Source organism: Devosia sp., from assembly GCF_028290625.1.
Lineage (GTDB): Bacteria > Pseudomonadota > Alphaproteobacteria > Rhizobiales > Devosiaceae > Devosia.
Map to the genome: position 1 here is coordinate 48,497 of NZ_JAQGJM010000016.1, position 13,840 is coordinate 62,336.

The following is a 13,840-nucleotide window of genomic DNA, read 5'->3' on the forward strand; positions in this document are numbered from 1 at the left end:
CCGGCCTTCGCCGGGGTGACACTCGAGTTTGTGGAAGCATTGTGGGCGGTAGCTTAGCTCAGTTCAGCGCCTTCACCGGGGTGGCGAAGAGGTCGTATTCGTCGCTGTCGGTGACGAGGACATCGATCATGTCGCCGGGCTTGATACCGGTGGCGTTGGAGACGATGACCTGGCCGTCGATTTCAGGAGCATCCCACTTGGAGCGGGCTATAGCCTTGTTGGCTTCGGGCTGCACATCGTCCACCAGCACCTGGATGGTGCGGCCGACCTTTTTGGCGAGCTGGCCGGTCGAGACGTTCTGGGCAACTTCCATCAGGCGTTCGAAACGGTCCTGGGCGACGTCGTCGGGGACAATGTCAGCGAGTTCGTTGGCGGGGGCGCCAGTGACGGGTTCGTATTTGAAGCAGCCGGCGCGGTCGATTTCGGCCTCTTCGATGAAGTCGAGCATCATCTCGAAATCTTCTTCGGTCTCGCCGGGGAAGCCGACGATAAAGTTGGAACGCACAGTCAGATCAGGCACTTGCTGGCGCCAGTTGAGAATGCGATTCAGCGTCTTGTCCTGATGGGCCGGGCGGCGCATGGCCTTAAGGATCTTTGGCGAAGCGTGCTGGAAGGGGATGTCCAGGTAGGGAAGGACGAGGCCTTCGGCCATCAGTTCCATGACCTGATCGACATGCGGGTAGGGATAGACATAGTGCAGGCGCACCCAGGCGCCGAGCTGGCCGAGTTCCTTGGCGAGATCATAGAACTTCGCCTTGACGGGACGGCCGCGATAATTGCTCTCGGCATATTTGATGTCGACGCCATAGGCGCTGGTATCCTGGGAGATGACCAGCAGCTCCTTGACGCCGCCGCGGATCAGGCCTTCGGCCTCGCCCAGAATGCCGGCAGCGGGACGGGAAGCGAGATCGCCGCGAATCTGGGGGATGATGCAGAAGGAGCAGCGATTGTTGCAGCCTTCGGAAATCTTCAGGTAGGCGTAATGGCGCGGGGTCAGCTTGAGGCCCTGTTCGGGAACCAGGTCGACGAAGCGGTTCGGCACCGGCGGCAGGTGTTCATGCACGGCGCTGACGACGTTTTCGTACTGATGCGGGCCGGAGATCGCCAGTACCGACGGGTGGGTCTTGCGGATCAGCTCTTCTTCGACGCCCAGGCAGCCGGTGACGATGACGCGGCCGTTTTCGGCCAGCGCTTCGCCGATGGCTTCGAGCGATTCCTGCTTGGCGGAGTCGAGGAAACCGCAGGTGTTGACGAGCACGATATCGGCGCCGGCATAGTCGCGGCTGAACGAATAGCCCTGCGAGCGCAGGGTAGACATGATGCGCTCGCTATCGACGAGGGCTTTGGGGCAGCCGAGGCTGACGAGGCCAATTTTTGGCGCTTGGCTCATGTGAGCGGATATTCCGATGTGTTTGGTTGGCGGCGTCATACAGAAAAGTTGACAGTTACGCAATGTGACTGTCGCGGGGCTGGGGTGTGCGTAGCGGTGAACACGCAGGCTTGAAGTATGGATTTGGTGAACGGTGCGTTACCGATGTTTAACTTTTCCAGACCCGCATACTCAAGTTATTGATCGGTGTTCATCGCTGGGCCAGCCAGGCGCAGCCATAATCGAAGGAAACGTCATGTTCGACCGCCTCTCCCCTTATGCGCCGCACGCCTTGGCCGTGTTGCGAATTGTCGCCGCGCTACTGTTCATCGAACACGGCACTGCCAAGATGCTGAACTTCCCAGCGACGGGCGGTCCCGGCATGGCGTTCAACCTGTTCTCCCTGTTTGGCGTCGCGGCAGTGCTTGAGATCGTCGGCGGGCTGCTGGTGCTGGTCGGCTTCTTCACCCGTCCTGTGGCGTTCATCCTGGCCGGTGAAATGGCCGTCGCCTACTGGATGGTGCATTACTCGATGGGTGGCTTCTTCCCGCTCGCCAATGGCGGCGAAGCGGCGATCCTGTTCTGCTTCGTGTTCCTGTACCTGGTATTTGCCGGGCCGGGCGCGTGGAGCGTCAACAAGAAGTAGGGCCACAAACCCGAAATTGGAAAGGCCGCCGCGATGGGATCGTGGCGGCTTTTTTCGTTTCAGGTCCGTGGCGCGGGAGGCGTGCGCTTGGCGGTGCGTTTGGGCTTGAAGGCTTCGCCGGGCTCGGCCGCCGGTGGCGTGCTGGGCGGGGTTGGGGGCGTTGGCGGGATCGGGTAGAACGGGCCGGGCTCGGTGGCCGGAGTGATGTATTCGTCGGCTTCAGCATAGTCGCGGTCTTCGCCTTCCTCGGCCAGATCGCGAATGGCATCGCGCACTTCATCGAGCAGCGAGGCCGAATAGCGCGAGCGGTTGACGCTGTCGCTGCTCGATTCGTGGGCCTTGAAATAGACCAGCAGAGCCTCGCACGCGATGCGGAGGAGTATCCAGGACAGGAGGCTGAAGACGGCGATTTCAAGCAGGCCCCATAGGCCATTGCCAAAGCCGGAGCCGAAGGTGAAGAACAGATGGCCGATGGCCCAGAGCAGGATGGCGCAGAGGCCGAGTGCGTAGAGGATCGGCACCAGGCGGGGTGACAGGATGGAGTCGAGCTTGAACAGCGTTTGTCTCGTAAACAGGCGCTTCAGGTCGTCCAGGGTCATTTCGGTCTCCACGATTCAGGCCGGTTTCAGCATGTCTGCACTATTTGGGGCAGGGCTGGCAAATCTCACTCGGTTGGCAGGTCTCCGGAAACGGCGATGGTCGCCCCGAACTGGGTTTCGAAGGCCTGGCGGAGGACCGAATCGACTTCGGGCAGGGAGACGAGGTGACCGAGGTCCTCGAAGCTGGTGACGCCCTGGTCGGCGATGCCGCAGGGGACGATGCCATCGTAATGGCTCAGGTCGGGCGAGACGTTGAGCGAAATGCCGTGGAAGGTAACCCACTTGGAGACGCGCACGCCGATAGCGGCGATCTTGTCTTCGCGGCCGATCCCCTTGTCGGGGCGGGCAACCCAGACGCCGACGCGGCCGGGGCGGCGTTCGGCGCGGATGTTGAAGGCGGCCATGGTGTCGATGACCCATTGTTCCAGGGACTGCACCAGGGCGCGGATGTCGCGGCCGCGCTCGCGCAGGTCGAGCATGATGTAGGCCACGCGCTGGCCGGGGCCATGATAGGTATATTGGCCGCCACGGCCCGCGTCATAGACCGGGAACCGGTCGGTCAGCAGGTCGTCGGCATGGGCCGAGGTGCCGGCGGTGTAAAGCGGCGGGTGTTCGAGCAGCCAGACGGCCTCGTTGGCCTCGCCGGCCGCAATGGCGGCGGCGCGGGCGCGCATGGCGTCGAGCGCCTCGGGATAGGGCACGGGCGTGGCGGAAATGATCCACTCGACCGGCTTGGCATCGGGCCGCAGCATTTTATTGGTAGGGGGCTCGATGTCGGGTAGTGCCATTAACACTTTGATAACCATAGTTGCCAGAAGATTACCCGGAGAGATTCCGCCCGAGAGTCACGGTGCAGCTTAGCTGAAGCTGCCCTGAATTTCGACAACGCCAGGTGGCGCGCCGGATAAAGGTTCGAGACATATCTATGAGCACTCTGGACAGTATTGAAGTGGACATCACCGTCGAACTCGGTGCGACGACGATGCCGGTGCATCATCTGTTGCGCATGGGACGCGGCGCGGTGATCGAGCTGGACACCACCGAAAACGACCCGCTGCGGATTTATGCCAACAATACGCTGGTCGCCCATGGGGAAGTGCGCGTGGACGAGGGCCGGCTGCGGGTGCTGATATCGGAGAAGGTGTATCGCCGGGGATAGAGCGCATTCTCTGCGTTCGGCGACCCCTCACCCTGACACTTCTGCTGAACGCAGAAATGTCTGTCCCTCTCCCACAAGGGGCGGGGGGTGACGACTGCGAGTTTTCGGCTCCATCCCTTCGCCCCCTCTGGGAGAAGGTGCCGAAGGGCGGATGAGGGGTTCTTCTGTAGGAAACTCGAGTTGTCACCAAATCGGTGATTTAACCGCTTGAGGTTACGGATGAGCTTTGCTACATGCCCATCACGCTTCGCCGCAGGGGGAAGCTCTACCATGGCGTGCGGTCGTGGCGGAATTGGTAGACGCGCAGCGTTGAGGTCGCTGTATCGCAAGATGTGGAAGTTCGAGTCTTCTCGACCGCACCAGTCGCCTTCGAAAGCGACACGAAAATAGGCCACCCTCCGGGGTGGCTTTTTTGTTTCCGGAACGCCAATGACTTTCATTGGTTTTTTGATGGCCAGGTCACGCGCGGGTGCGTTGACCACCCATGGAAAACATGATCATCCAAATCTGCTTTAGGAGAGATACCATGCATATTGGACGGATAATTTTTGGCGCGGTCCTGTTGTTCTCGTCGTCGGCGATGGCGGCGGACTTTCAGGTGCAGATGCTCAACAAGGGCAGCGACGATGCCCGGATGGTTTTTGAACCCGCGCTGACCACGATCGCTCCCGGCGACACCGTGACTTTTGTTGCTACGGACAAGGGGCACAATGCCGAGACGATCCCGGGCATGCTTCCGGAGGGCGCCGAGCCGTTCAAGGGCGCTTCCGGCAAGGACGTCACGGTGACGTTCACGGTTCCTGGCGCCTATGGCGTCAAGTGCCTGCCGCATTTCGGCATGGGCATGGTGGCCATGGTGGTTGTGGGCGACGCGCCGGCCAATCTCGATGCCGTCAAGGCCGTTAAGGTGCCGCCCAAGGCCGCTGAGCGATTCGAAGCGATGTACGCGCAGATCGCGCCGTAAACCGGGCTCTAAGGAGGGGCGCGGGTTCGCCCGGCTGCTCCCGATTTTACCGATGATGCACGAGGCCACTCTCCGGGGTGGCCTTTTGTTTTGCTTAACCCTGGGCCCAGCTATGCGACGCTCGCATGACAGAGGCGGCACGGGCGCAATTGACTTACTAAGTGTACTTATTATATGTGCGCTTATGGATCAACAAACCGACCAAACACTGGACTGCAAACCCTCGATCGGCATCTCCGACGTGGCGCCGATCAGCAAGCTGATTTTTTCGGTGACCAAGCAGATGCGGCGCGTGTTCGAGCAGCATGCGCGGTTGCAGGACATGACGCTGCCGCAGTGGCGGGCGCTGGGGCAACTGGTGCAATCGAACGGGCTCTCGCAGGCGGCTTTGGCCACGCTGATCGAGACCGATCCGATGACCACCAGCAAGATATTGCGGCTGCTGGAGACGCGCGGGCTGATCGAGCGGCTGCCGGACCCGGCAGACAGCCGCGCCAAGATTGTGCGGGCGACGCCGCCGGTCACGGCCATGGTCGAGGCGATGAAGGCGGTTGCGCACGACCTGCACGAAACGATGCTTGAAGGCATTTCGGAGGCGGACAAGGAGGTTCTGGTCCGCTCCCTCAATAAGATTTCCGACAATTTGGCTGGTCAAAGCGATCGGCAAAAGGACGCAGATAAATGAACGCTCCCATGAAGAAGAATGCCGAAGCCGATGCCACGCCCCTGGCTGCCCCGAAGCCCGTGACGGCAGTGCCGCCGGCGGCGGAAGCGGCTGAGGTAGCGGCGGCGCCCAAGAAGAAGGGCCGGCTGCGCCGCAATCTGCTGATGTTTGGACTGCCGTTGGTGCTGGCGGGCGGCGGAGCGTATTTTTACCTGAATGGCGGGCGCTTCGTGGACACCGACAATGCCTATGTGCAGCAGGTCAAGGTGTCGCTGTCGGCTGATGTGGCCGGGCGCGTGACCGAAGTGGACGTAGCGGAGAATCAGGTGGTCGCGGCCGACGATGTGCTGTTCAAGATCGATCCCGAACCCTATCGCATCGCCATGGACCAGGCCGAAGCCGCGCTGGCATCGGCGCGCGTCAATGTCGAACAGCTTCGCGTTGGCTATGGCACGGCCCAGGCCAAGCTGACGGCGGCGCAGCAGACGCTGGACCTGCGGCAGAGCGAATTCGATCGGCAGCAAGCTTCGGTGACGCAGGGCGTGTCGGCAACGGCGAGCCTGGATGCGGTGAAGCTGTCGCTGCAGGACGCCAAATCCGACGTCGCGCTGGCGCAGCAGGACTTGGCAAGCACGGTCGCGGCCCTGGCCGGCAACCCGAATATCGAGACGGACATGCATCCGGCAGTGCGCACCGCCATCGCCGCCCGCGAGAGCGCGGCGCGCGACCTGGCCAAGACCACGGTCGTGGCTCCGGCGGCAGGCGTGATCAGCCAGATGGCCAGCCTCAATGTGGGGCAGTTCGTGTCCACGGGCACGACGATCGCCAGCCTGATCAAATCGACCGACACTTGGGTCGAGGCCAATTTCAAGGAAACCCAGTTGGATGGCCTGAAGCAGGGTCTGCCGGTTGAAGTGACTGTGGATGCCTATCCGGGGCTGAGCCTGCATGGCTCGGTGGACAGCATAGGCGCGGCGACGGGGTCGCAGTTCGCGCTGATCCCGGCGCAGAATGCCACAGGCAACTGGGTGAAGGTGACCCAGCGCATCACGGTGCGCGTCAAGCTGGATGATCAGAACGACGCCGAACTTCTGCGCGCCGGCATGAGTGCCGTCGTCGCGGTCGATACGGGTAAGACCGTGTTGGACAAGCTGCTCTAGCCTCAGAACGCTTTAATTTCGGATGACCGCGCCGGCCCAATCTGGGCCGGCTTTGATTTTGCACGTGCTCTGACAACAGAGCGGAAAGCCGCATAAAATGGCTCAACAAACGCCCGACTCGCTGCCGACGGTGGTGGTGAAGAACAAGGGCTTGCTGACTGCCGCAATCATGGTTGCGGTCATCATGCAGGTCCTCGACACCACGATCGCCAATGTGGCGCTGCCGCATATGCGCGCGAGCCTGGGTGCGTCGCAGGACGAGATCAACTGGGTGCTGACGTCCTATATCGTGGCCGCGGCCATCGCCACGCCGCTGACGGGCTGGGTTGCCGACCGCCTTGGCAGGCGCAACCTGCTGCTGATCGCCATTGTGGGCTTCACTGGCGCCTCGCTGCTGTGCGGCGTCGCCAGCAATCTGGTGCAGATGGTGATGTTCAGGGTGGTCCAGGGCGTCTGTGGCGCGTTCCTGGTGCCACTGGCCCAGGCGACGATGATGGATATCAATCCGCGCGAAAAGCTGGGGCAGGCGATGGCGCTGTTTGGTGCAGGCATCATGTTCGGGCCGATCATCGGGCCGACGCTGGGTGGCTGGCTGACCGAGACGTTCAATTGGCGCGCGGTGTTTCTCGTCAACCTGCCGGTCGGCGCGCTGGCCTTCTTCATGCTGTTCACGCTGATGCCCAATACCGTGATCAAGATCCGGCGCTTCGATTTCTTCGGGTTCGGCATGCTGGCGCTGGCGGTGGCATCGACGCAGATGCTGCTCGACCGTGGGCAGGGCGCGGACTGGTTCAACTCGATCGAGATCTGGACCTATCTGCTGTTGGCCATCTCGGGGCTGTGGGTGTTCGTTACCCACTGCATGACGGCCGAAAATCCCTTTATCGACCTGGCGATGTTCAAGGACCGCAACCTGGTCATGGGCCTGGTCCTGATCTTTGCCACGGGTATCACGCTGTTTTCGGGCCTCGCGCTATTGCCGCCCATGCTCCAGAACCTGATGGGTTTCCCGGTCATCGAAACCGGCATCCTGATGGGGCCGCGCGGCATTGGCACCATGGTGTCGATGATCGTGGTGGGCCGGCTGGTGGCCAAGGTCGATCCGCGCATCCTGATCATCGGTGGTACGTTGCTGATGGGGTATTCGCTCTACATGATGACCCAGTTCGACATCGTCATGGGCAGCGGGCCGATCCTCATATCGGGCCTGATCCAGGGCGTGGGGATGGGCTTCGTGTTCGTGCCACTGAACTCGCTGGCATTCGCCACGATCGGAGCCAAGTACCGCGTCGATGCCACGGCGATGTTCAGCCTGGTGCGCAATGTGGGGCAGGGCGTCGGCATCTCGATCGTCACGACCGTGTTGGCGCAGATGCAGATGGTGAACTACAGCGAGCTGACGGCGCGGCTGACGCTGGACTCGGCGCCGCTACGCGACTTTGCGGCGGCCCACGGTGGCTTCGGCAATGTCGTCGGCACGCTCAATGGCATGATCAGCCAGCAGGCCGCGATGCTGGGCTTCCTCGACGATTTCAAGCTAATGATGATCGTGACGCTGGTGTCGATGCCGATCGTGTTCCTGTTACGACCGGCCAAGGGTCCGGTGAAGGTCGATCCGGCCCACGCGATGGCCGACTAGGCAAAGAAAAAGGCCGCCCCTAGGGGCGGCCTTTTGTTTGGATCACGGGGCGGCTGGAGCCGCAGGCGCCATCGTATCGGCAGGAGCCGGAGTGGTGGTAGCCGGTGCCGGCGTGGTCGCCGGGGCTGGCGTAGCCGGCTCTGGGGTCGCGGGCGCCGGCGTGGCGGCAGGCGCCGTGGTCTCGGCTGCCGGCGGCGTCGAATTGGCCGGAGCGTCGCCGCCACAAGCGGCCAGGGTCAGGGCAAGCGCGAAGGCAGCCGGAACGAGCAGGAATTTGGACATTAGTCACCTTATGATTTGCTTTTGAATTTGTGTTCAAGCGCACGTGAACGTCGTGGCCTAATAAGGCAAAGATGCGACCATAATGGCCTCAAGCGCTGAATCGTTGCATATCCGGGCAGGAATGTTCGGAGTCGTCGCGCGCTGAGGGCAATAATCGCCGGACGATTGATGAGAGGAAACCGCAGGGCGTTTTGCCGATTCTTGGCGGTTGCAGCCAAGTGCGTGCGGTTTACCTCGATGTTCAGTCCGGCACGGACGTGACGAGGGGGCGTTGCTGGGCCAGCGTTTTGGACGCCTTGGAGCGCCATGCGTCTTCCAGACGCAACGATAGTTCCTCGTCGGCGATGACATCGAGACGGATCAGCACGGCGGGCCAGCCGATATAGTGGTCGGTTTCGAAATAGATGTCCGGGGAAATTTCCATCAGAAGGGTCTTCTGTTCTGCGGGGCAGAGCAGCACCAGCGTCTGCGCGTCCTTGAGGCGGCAGAACGACTTGCTGCCGACCTTGAGCGCGGGGGTGCCATAGCTGGTGGAGCGGGCGAGGCCAGGCAGGCCGCGGGCTTGGGCCAAGGCGAGGATGCGGGCGAAGGCGGCGTCGAGATCGGTCATGCGATCAACTCCTTCTGCTGCAAATACAATGCGCCAGCCAGGCCTTCAGATGCGACACGTAAAAAATGATCGCTGCCGGGCGGAAACGCGCCGCCATAGTCTGGCGCATCACGATTGCATTGGCTATGGCTTGGAATGCCCCTGAAACCTGCGACACGCAAAGGGCTCCCAATGAGCACAGAGCAAGACACTGCACCCGGAACCGAGACCGGGACCGATGCCAATATGCTTCGCGACAGTGAAGACCGCATCAGTGCGACCTGGCTATGGAATTTACGCGAGAAGCTGGCCGAGGGCGAGGTCGAGGCCGTCGTCGAGCTGATGGAGCCGCTGCACGCGGCCGATACCGGCGACGTGCTGGAATCGCTGGATCACGACGAGCGGCTGGCGCTAGTGCTGACGCTGGGCGACCGCTTCGACTATTCGGCGCTGACCGAAATCGACGAAAGCGTGCGCGTCGAGCTGATGGAGGCATTGCCCAATGCCGACATCGCGCGCGGCGTGTCGGGCCTCGACAATGACGACGCGGTGTTCATTCTCGAGGATCTCGAGACCGAGGACCGCGAAGAAGTCCTGTCCAAGCTGCCAACGTTCGAGCGGCTCAGCCTCAAGCGCAGCCTGGACTTTCCCGAGGAATCCGCCGGGCGGCGGATGCAGACAGATTTCATCGCAATTCCGCCATTCTGGACGGTTGGGCAGACCATCGACTACCTGCGCAGCGAGCAGGAACTGCCGGACGAATTCTACCAGATCTACGTGGTGGATGCGGGCTACCAGGTGCAGGGCACCATTCCGCTGGACAAGTTCCTGCGCTCCAATCGCGAGACGCGGATCGAGGACATCATGAACACCCAGGTGATCCTGGTGGATGCCAGCGAAGACCAGGAAGAAGCCGCGCGCGATTTCGAGCGCTACGATCTGGTCGAAGTGGGCGTGGTGGACGAGAGCCGGCGGCTGGTCGGCGTGCTGACCATCGACGACATGGTCGACGTCATCCATGAAGAAGCCGACGAGGACATGAAGCTGCTCGGCGGCGTCGGCGACGAAGATACGTCCGACAACACACTCGACACGGTGCGCAGCCGCTCGCCCTGGCTTGTGGTGAACCTGATCACAGCCGTGCTGACCTCGCTGCTGATCGGATTGTTCAATGCCACGCTGGAGCAGATGGTGGCTCTGGCCGTGCTGATGCCGATCGTCGCCTCGATGGGTGGCAATGCCGGCACGCAAACCATGACCGTGACCGTGCGGGCATTGGCGATGCGCGAACTGGATGGGCGCAGGCTACGCCGGTTGATCACGCGCGAAATGATTGTCGGGGTGGTCAACGGGGTGATCTTCGCCATCCTGATCGGACTAGTTACGGCAATCCGCTTCGGCAACGTGCAATTGGGCATCGTCATCGCGCTGGCTATGGTGATCAACATGATCGTGGCCGGCACCGCGGGAATTTTGATCCCGGTGGCGCTGGACAAGGCCAAGGCCGATCCGGCGGTGTCGTCCTCGGTATTTGTGACCACGATCACCGATATGGTCGGGTTTTTCGCGTTTTTGGGGATTGCCGGGCTGTGGTTCGGCCTGTTTTGAGCCCCTGGTGATTCTGCAAGGCTGTGGATAAGTGGCAAAACCAAGGCATTTTTTGGCCGTGATTTGTTCGTCCGCGCGGCGTCCAACCGTCACTAAACCTTTACAGTTCGTGGTTTCGGACGGTTAACGAAATTCACAGCAACACTGTGGAGTGTGGCAACTCTGCCGCTTGCCAAGAGTTTATGTCGCAGTTAACGCTTTATGACCGGGTGCTGCGCGCGGGTTACACCACTAGCAGTTCGCGGGGGATGAGGCTGACAAGGAGCGGCATATGCGAAGTCAACCAAAGGCCAATATCTGGCGGGCTGCAACCTGGACACTGGTTTGCCTGCTTTCAATGGGACTGGTTTTTTCCGTCGTCGCCGGGGTTTAAATACCCCACCTACAGCGAAAAAATTTGGAAGGGCGCCCCGCCACAGGGCGCCCTTCCTGCATAATAACCGAGGTTTTCATGAAGCTGCTGATCGGCAACCGTAACTATTCCACCTGGTCGCTACGGCCGTGGCTGGTGCTGGCGCATTTCGGTATTCCGTTCGAGGACGAAGTGCTGATGCTGTCGGGCGAGGGGTGGCGCGAGACGCTGGCTGCGCGATCGCCAACCGGCAAGGTGCCGGTGCTGATTGATGGCGAGCTGGTGGTGCCCGAAACCATCGCCATCATCGAATACCTGGCCGACCGGTTTCCCGACAAGGCGATCTGGCCCGCCGATATCCAGCAGCGTGCCATGGCGCGGGCAGTGAGCGCCGAAATGCATTCCAGCTTCATGGGCCTGCGCAGCCATGCGCCGATGAACCTGCGGGCCTCGCATGTGGGCAAGGTTTCGCCCGAGTCGGTGGCACGGGACATGCACCGGCTGGAAACGCTGTGGGGCGACTTGCTGGCCAAGTCGGGCGGCCCGTTCCTGTTCGGCGAGTTCACGGCGGCGGACGCAATGTTTGCGCCGGTGGCGACGCGAATCCGCACCTATGGGCTGGCGGTGTCGGATGTGGCCACGTCCTACGTGGAGGCGATTTACAGCCTGCCGGCATTCCAGCAATGGCTGGGGCTGGCGCTGCATGAGCCGTGGATCGTCGATGACGACGAGATCGACGTGATCCAGGGCCGAGTGGCACGGGGCGTGCTGGCATGATCCATATGGTGAAACTGTGCGTTGGCGTGTCCAGCGTCGAGGAGCTGGAGAGCTATCACAACGAGAGGGCGCATTGGTGGGACGCCGACTACGGCGAGGATGTGCATGTGCATCGCACGCGCATGATGCCCAAGCGCGCCGCCGAGATGGAGGGCAAGGCCTCGATCTATTGGGTGATCGCCGGGGTGATCGGGGTGCGGCAGCCGATTTTGCGGCTGGCGCAGTTCACCGATGCCGAGGGCAAGAACTATTGCGACATCATCATGAGCCCCGACATGGTGCGGACGGTGCCGTATCCGAAGCGGCCGTTCCAGGGCTGGCGCTACCTGCCGCCCGCCGATGCGCCGCCGGACCTGGCGGCGAATGGCAATGAAGGGGCGGAAGAGATCGCGCGGGATCTGGCGCGGTTGGGGTTGATTTAGAGGGGGACCCCACCTCTCCGGTGCTTTCCTCCTCGCCAATCCATCACTGTGCTTCCCGCGAGCTTCACCCGCGGGCCTCTCGCCGCTTGTGCCGGGCTGAGAGTGGCCCGCGGGTCAAGCCCGCGAGAAGGGCGGTGGGTGGGGGCACAGCGAGCACCCGAGAGCATCAGCGCATTGGTGAGATCAGCCTACGCCGCCAAAATCTGGGCGGCGCAGAAGATGAGTGACAGAACCAGTGCCAGCGCGAAGGCCAGACGCCGGAGCCGAGTGCGGCTAGCCATCGAGGCCACGGCGCGGGCGCTGGCGGCGGACGCGGGACGAGGGCACCTGGTAGTCGTCGGTGCTGGTCAGGAATTTGATGACGACGGGGAACCAGCGGGTGATGGCGGAGAGGGCCTTGGACATTTTGCGCATCCTTTGCTGTGTCTGCGGAACGTCCTCAATATGCGCTCCGCAACGGCCCAGGTGGTAGACCAGAGGTCCGAGAAGATTGCACGATCCTCCAGGAGTGCGGATTTTTGTGGAATCTCCACGCGGCAGCGCGCATATACGTTGGCAGGAAATAACCGATAAATAGGCCTTGTGATGATTGACCAGAACCGCGCTCTCGCCGAGGCGATTGCCAAGATGGCGCCAGTGGATGGCGTTCACGCCACGGGGGTGCCGCGGCTGTCGCTGGTGCGGATGAGCGCACCGACCGAGCCGCTGCACAGCGTGCACACGCCGGCGCTCTGCATTATTGCGCAGGGCGGCAAGCAGGTGCTGGTGGGCGACAAGGTACTGTCCTATGACGCCTCGAAATATTTGGTGGTGTCGGTGGACGTACCGGTTATCGGGCAGGTGGTGAAGGCGAGCGTCGAGGAGCCGTATCTGTGCTTTAAGCTCGATCTCGACCCGGCGGTGCTGGGGTCGATGCTGCTGGAGATGGGCTCGGAACTGTTGCCGGGTGAAGCCGATGGCGCCAATGCGGGTATGGAGCTGGCATCGCTGACGCCGGCGCTGGCGGAGACGGCGACGCGGCTAGTGCGGCTGTTGGAGACGCCGGACGATATCAAGCTGTTGGCGCCACTGGTCGAGCGCGAATTGCTGTATCGGCTGCTGCGCGGGGCGCAATCGGCGCAGTTGCGGCAGATTGCCTGGGGCGGTAGCCGGCTGCAGCAGGTCAACCGCGCCATTGGCTGGATCAAGCGCAATTTCGCCGAGCCGTTCGCCATCGAGGCAGTGGCAGCGGAGGCGCGGATGAGTGCATCGGCGCTGCATCAGCATTTCAAGGCAGTGACGGCGATGAGCCCGCTGCAATACCAGAAACAATTGCGGCTGCAGGAGGCGCGGCGACTGATCCTGAGCCAGGTGGCGGATGCGGCCACGGCGGGGCATCGGGTGGGTTATGACAGTCCCTCGCAGTTCAGCCGGGAATATGCGCGGCTGTTCGGCGCACCGCCCCTGCGGGACGTGGCGCGGTTGCGGCAGACGCCCGAAAGGTATGCGGAAGCCTAGGCGCAGGTGGCCGGGTCAAGTCCTTAATTTTCTTTACCAGTATCCTTCACGTCGCTCTCGTTAAGTGGCTGTTAACCATAACGGTCCTGTTTGGAGGGTAGGAATTATCCGTG

Annotated in this window: 16 protein-coding genes and 1 tRNA gene; 11 read left to right on the forward strand and 6 right to left on the reverse strand. The window is 62.1% G+C overall.

Going from position 1 to position 13,840, the window contains the following annotated elements; all coding sequences use genetic code 11:
• Positions 1 to 58: 58 nt before the first annotated feature.
• Positions 59 to 1,390: a 30S ribosomal protein S12 methylthiotransferase RimO gene (gene rimO / locus JWR51_RS08840; RefSeq protein ID WP_299746394.1), complete on the reverse strand. Its 1,332-nt coding sequence runs from the start codon at positions 1,388 to 1,390 to the stop codon at positions 59 to 61.
• Between the two features lie 235 nt (positions 1,391 to 1,625).
• Between rimO and JWR51_RS08845 the strand changes: the two genes are divergently transcribed.
• Positions 1,626 to 2,015: a DoxX family protein gene (locus tag JWR51_RS08845; RefSeq protein WP_299746397.1), complete on the forward strand. Its 390-nt coding sequence runs from the start codon at positions 1,626 to 1,628 to the stop codon at positions 2,013 to 2,015.
• Positions 2,016 to 2,074: 59 nt separating this feature from the next.
• On the opposite strand, the gene JWR51_RS08850 is transcribed toward JWR51_RS08845, so the two are convergent.
• Both JWR51_RS08850 and lipB read right to left on the reverse strand, forming a co-directional pair.
• The gene (locus tag JWR51_RS08850) at positions 2,075 to 2,614 is read right to left on the reverse strand and encodes a DUF4282 domain-containing protein (protein ID WP_299746399.1); all 540 of its coding nucleotides are present in this window, start codon (positions 2,612 to 2,614) and stop codon (positions 2,075 to 2,077) included.
• Positions 2,615 to 2,679: 65 nt separating this feature from the next.
• On the reverse strand, positions 2,680 to 3,402 hold the full coding sequence (gene lipB, locus JWR51_RS08855; RefSeq protein ID WP_299746402.1) for a lipoyl(octanoyl) transferase LipB: 723 nt from the start codon (positions 3,400 to 3,402) through the stop codon (positions 2,680 to 2,682).
• Positions 3,403 to 3,539: 137 nt separating this feature from the next.
• Between lipB and JWR51_RS08860 the strand changes: the two genes are divergently transcribed.
• The 6 genes from JWR51_RS08860 to JWR51_RS08885 all read left to right on the forward strand — a co-directional run bounded on the left by JWR51_RS08860 (position 3,540) and on the right by JWR51_RS08885 (position 8,200).
• Positions 3,540 to 3,773: a FliM/FliN family flagellar motor switch protein gene (locus JWR51_RS08860; protein ID WP_299746404.1), complete on the forward strand. Its 234-nt coding sequence runs from the start codon at positions 3,540 to 3,542 to the stop codon at positions 3,771 to 3,773.
• A gap of 277 nt (positions 3,774 to 4,050) precedes the next feature.
• Positions 4,051 to 4,135, forward strand: a tRNA-Leu gene (locus JWR51_RS08865).
• A gap of 164 nt (positions 4,136 to 4,299) precedes the next feature.
• Entirely contained in the window at positions 4,300 to 4,737 is a 438-nt protein-coding gene (locus JWR51_RS08870; protein ID WP_299746407.1) for a pseudoazurin, read from the forward strand.
• Between the two features lie 184 nt (positions 4,738 to 4,921).
• The gene (locus JWR51_RS08875) at positions 4,922 to 5,422 is read left to right on the forward strand and encodes a MarR family transcriptional regulator (RefSeq protein ID WP_299746409.1); all 501 of its coding nucleotides are present in this window, start codon (positions 4,922 to 4,924) and stop codon (positions 5,420 to 5,422) included.
• Positions 5,419 to 6,561 carry an HlyD family secretion protein gene (locus JWR51_RS08880; RefSeq protein ID WP_299746412.1) on the forward strand — a complete coding sequence of 381 codons (1,143 nt, stop codon included), beginning with the start codon at positions 5,419 to 5,421 and terminating at the stop codon, positions 6,559 to 6,561. The genes JWR51_RS08875 and JWR51_RS08880 overlap by 4 nt, the downstream gene beginning before the upstream one ends.
• A 97-nt stretch (positions 6,562 to 6,658) precedes the next feature.
• The gene (locus tag JWR51_RS08885; protein ID WP_299746415.1) at positions 6,659 to 8,200 is read left to right on the forward strand and encodes a DHA2 family efflux MFS transporter permease subunit; all 1,542 of its coding nucleotides are present in this window, start codon (positions 6,659 to 6,661) and stop codon (positions 8,198 to 8,200) included.
• A 42-nt stretch (positions 8,201 to 8,242) separates the two neighbouring features.
• Here the strand turns inward: JWR51_RS08885 and JWR51_RS08890 are convergent, their stop codons facing one another.
• Positions 8,243 to 8,482 carry a hypothetical protein gene (locus JWR51_RS08890; protein WP_299746418.1) on the reverse strand — a complete coding sequence of 80 codons (240 nt, stop codon included), beginning with the start codon at positions 8,480 to 8,482 and terminating at the stop codon, positions 8,243 to 8,245.
• 241 nt (positions 8,483 to 8,723) lie between these two features.
• On the reverse strand, positions 8,724 to 9,092 hold the full coding sequence (locus JWR51_RS08895; RefSeq protein WP_299746421.1) for an MmcQ/YjbR family DNA-binding protein: 369 nt from the start codon (positions 9,090 to 9,092) through the stop codon (positions 8,724 to 8,726).
• 171 nt (positions 9,093 to 9,263) lie between these two features.
• Here JWR51_RS08895 and mgtE point away from each other — a divergent pair, with 171 nt between their 5' ends.
• The 3 genes from mgtE to JWR51_RS08910 all read left to right on the forward strand — a co-directional run bounded on the left by mgtE (position 9,264) and on the right by JWR51_RS08910 (position 12,230).
• Positions 9,264 to 10,679, forward strand: a complete 1,416-nt coding sequence (gene mgtE / locus JWR51_RS08900; protein ID WP_299746424.1) for a magnesium transporter — start codon at positions 9,264 to 9,266, stop codon at positions 10,677 to 10,679.
• A 451-nt stretch (positions 10,680 to 11,130) separates the two neighbouring features.
• Positions 11,131 to 11,808, forward strand: coding sequence for a glutathione S-transferase family protein (locus tag JWR51_RS08905; protein ID WP_299746426.1), 678 nt, complete (start codon positions 11,131 to 11,133; stop codon positions 11,806 to 11,808).
• On the forward strand, positions 11,805 to 12,230 hold the full coding sequence (locus JWR51_RS08910; protein WP_299746429.1) for a DUF1489 domain-containing protein: 426 nt from the start codon (positions 11,805 to 11,807) through the stop codon (positions 12,228 to 12,230). The genes JWR51_RS08905 and JWR51_RS08910 overlap by 4 nt, the downstream gene beginning before the upstream one ends.
• Before the next feature lie 273 nt (positions 12,231 to 12,503).
• Here JWR51_RS08910 and JWR51_RS08915 read toward each other — a convergent pair whose 3' ends face one another.
• Positions 12,504 to 12,635, reverse strand: a complete 132-nt coding sequence (locus tag JWR51_RS08915; protein ID WP_299746431.1) for a hypothetical protein — start codon at positions 12,633 to 12,635, stop codon at positions 12,504 to 12,506.
• A 180-nt stretch (positions 12,636 to 12,815) separates the two neighbouring features.
• Between JWR51_RS08915 and JWR51_RS08920 the strand changes: the two genes are divergently transcribed.
• Complete coding sequence (locus JWR51_RS08920; protein ID WP_299746433.1) at positions 12,816 to 13,727, forward strand: AraC family transcriptional regulator; 912 nt, start codon at positions 12,816 to 12,818, stop codon at positions 13,725 to 13,727.
• Positions 13,728 to 13,840: the final 113 nt, after the last annotated feature.

Bases quoted from the DNA above. Each gene is read 5' to 3' on its own strand.
- rimO (WP_299746394.1), bottom strand. From the start codon at position 1,390: ATGAGCCAAGCGCCAAAAATTGGCCTCGTCAGCCTCGGCTGCCCCAAA.
- JWR51_RS08845 (WP_299746397.1), top strand. From the start codon at position 1,626: ATGTTCGACCGCCTCTCCCCTTATGCGCCGCACGCCTTGGCCGTGTTG.
- JWR51_RS08850 (WP_299746399.1), bottom strand. From the start codon at position 2,614: ATGACCCTGGACGACCTGAAGCGCCTGTTTACGAGACAAACGCTGTTC.
- lipB (WP_299746402.1), bottom strand. From the start codon at position 3,402: ATGGCACTACCCGACATCGAGCCCCCTACCAATAAAATGCTGCGGCCC.
- JWR51_RS08860 (WP_299746404.1), top strand. From the start codon at position 3,540: ATGAGCACTCTGGACAGTATTGAAGTGGACATCACCGTCGAACTCGGT.
- JWR51_RS08870 (WP_299746407.1), top strand. From the start codon at position 4,300: ATGCATATTGGACGGATAATTTTTGGCGCGGTCCTGTTGTTCTCGTCG.
- JWR51_RS08875 (WP_299746409.1), top strand. From the start codon at position 4,922: ATGGATCAACAAACCGACCAAACACTGGACTGCAAACCCTCGATCGGC.
- JWR51_RS08880 (WP_299746412.1), top strand. From the start codon at position 5,419: ATGAACGCTCCCATGAAGAAGAATGCCGAAGCCGATGCCACGCCCCTG.
- JWR51_RS08885 (WP_299746415.1), top strand. From the start codon at position 6,659: ATGGCTCAACAAACGCCCGACTCGCTGCCGACGGTGGTGGTGAAGAAC.
- JWR51_RS08890 (WP_299746418.1), bottom strand. From the start codon at position 8,482: ATGTCCAAATTCCTGCTCGTTCCGGCTGCCTTCGCGCTTGCCCTGACC.
- JWR51_RS08895 (WP_299746421.1), bottom strand. From the start codon at position 9,092: ATGACCGATCTCGACGCCGCCTTCGCCCGCATCCTCGCCTTGGCCCAA.
- mgtE (WP_299746424.1), top strand. From the start codon at position 9,264: ATGAGCACAGAGCAAGACACTGCACCCGGAACCGAGACCGGGACCGAT.
- JWR51_RS08905 (WP_299746426.1), top strand. From the start codon at position 11,131: ATGAAGCTGCTGATCGGCAACCGTAACTATTCCACCTGGTCGCTACGG.
- JWR51_RS08910 (WP_299746429.1), top strand. From the start codon at position 11,805: ATGATCCATATGGTGAAACTGTGCGTTGGCGTGTCCAGCGTCGAGGAG.
- JWR51_RS08915 (WP_299746431.1), bottom strand. From the start codon at position 12,635: ATGTCCAAGGCCCTCTCCGCCATCACCCGCTGGTTCCCCGTCGTCATC.
- JWR51_RS08920 (WP_299746433.1), top strand. From the start codon at position 12,816: ATGATTGACCAGAACCGCGCTCTCGCCGAGGCGATTGCCAAGATGGCG.